This window comes from Dactylosporangium sp. NPDC051485, from assembly GCF_040682015.1.
Taxonomy (GTDB): domain Bacteria; phylum Actinomycetota; class Actinomycetes; order Mycobacteriales; family Micromonosporaceae; genus Dactylosporangium.
This window is the reverse complement of sequence record NZ_JBFAZW010000250.1, coordinates 1-1,536: the sequence shown is the minus strand read 5'-3', so window position 1 is coordinate 1,536 and position 1,536 is coordinate 1. Positions and strand designations below refer to the sequence as shown.

The 1,536-nt window shown below is 75.9% G+C and carries 1 protein-coding gene and 2 pseudogenes; all 3 read left to right on the top strand.

The features are described 5' to 3' along the window. Positions 1-357 (top strand): annotated as a pseudogene (locus AB0M46_RS51330) (hypothetical protein); the annotation flags it as partial. Further along, entirely contained in the window at positions 354-1,136 is a 783-nt protein-coding gene (locus tag AB0M46_RS51325; protein ID WP_363349072.1) for a hypothetical protein, read from the top strand. The pseudogene AB0M46_RS51330 and the gene AB0M46_RS51325, both read left to right, overlap by 4 nt. Next, positions 1,133-1,536 (top strand): annotated as a pseudogene (locus tag AB0M46_RS51320) (CpaF family protein); the annotation flags it as partial. The gene AB0M46_RS51325 and the pseudogene AB0M46_RS51320, both read left to right, overlap by 4 nt.

Below are 1,536 nucleotides of genomic sequence, written 5' to 3'. Positions count from 1 at the left end.
GCGCTGCTGTCGCCGCAGCAGCTCGGCGACGTGGCGTGGCCCCCGGCCGGGCAGGCGGTCATCGCCGTCGGGCTCAAACCCGGCCGGATCCCGGCGGGGGTGGCGGCGGGCGGTCAGGTGACCGTGATCGTGATCCCGTCCGCCGCGCCCGGCGCGAACACCGCCGGCTCCGGCAACGGTGCCGGGGACAGCGGGCCGCAGCTGGTTCGTGCGGACGCGACGGTGGTGTCGGTGCACGAGGCCGCGGACCAGTCGGGGGTGACGGTGGTGTCGCTGCTGCTGACCGCCGCCGACGCGGTCACGGTCGCTTCGGCCGGTGGCGAGGCGGCGCTGGTGCAGCGCGGCGTGGGGCGGTGACCGTGATGCTGATCGTGCTGGCAAGTGTGAAGGGCGCCCCCGGGGTGACCACCCTGGCGGTGGGGTTGACCGCGGTGTGGCCGGAGCCGGACGCGGTCCTGATCGAGTGCGACCCGCACGGCGGTGACCTGGCCGCCCGGTTCGGACACAGTCCCGAACCCGGTCTGACCGGGCTGGCGGCGCAGGCGCACACCGGCGGGATCGTGTCCCTGGCCCCGTACACGCAGCGGCTGGCGGTCGGCGCGGACGTGGTCCTCGCCCCGCCGGGCGAGACGGTCGCCTCGTCCACGTTCACGCTCGTCACCCGCGGGCTTGCGTCGCTGCGGGACCTGGCGCAGCGGCAGCCGGTGATCGTCGACGTCGGCCGGCTCGAGCAGGACGGTCCCGCCGCCGCACTGCTGGCCGCCGCCGACCATGTGCTGGTCCTGGCGGCGGGTGAACTGGCCGAGCAGACCCAGGTCGAGCTGCGCCTGTCCTGGCTGCGGCCGGCCGTGCAGGGCCGGTTGTGGCTGGTCCGCACCGGCGACAGCGGCTACACCGGGCGGGAGATCGCCCGGGAGCTCGGCGTGCCGGTGCTGTGGGAGGTGCCGGTCAGCCGGCTCGGTGCGGGTGCCCTCGCGGGGAGGTTGCGGGTGCCGAACTGGCGGCGGTTGAAGCTCGCTCGCGCGATCCGGGGGATCGCGGTGACGTTGACGACCGCGCAGCCGGCGTCGATCCTGCCCGGCCACCCGACGCTGGACCTCACCGGCGCGCCGGTACCGGCGGAGGTGGCCTCATGACCGCCGTCGCCAACGGCCGCAGCCCGTTCGGGTGGCAGACCGACGACCAGCAGGCCCTCGTCCGCCGGCTGCGGCAGCAGGTCGCCGAGCAGCTCGCCGAATCCGGGGAGCGGCTGTCCGGCGCGGACCGCGACGCGCGGATCGAGCAGCTGGTCGCCGCCGCGCTGAACGAGCACGCCCGGGCCGAGCTCGCCGCCGGTCGGATGCCCCTCGCCCCACCGGCGGAGGCGCAGGTCGCCCAAGCGGTCCGGGACGCGCTGACCGGGCTGGGCGGGCTGCAACCGCTGCTCGCCGACCCGACGATCACGAACATCCTGGTGCAGGGGCCGGTGGTGTGGTGCCGGCACACCGACGGGTCGAAGACCCGCATGCCGGCCATCACCGCCTCCGCGGAGGAGCT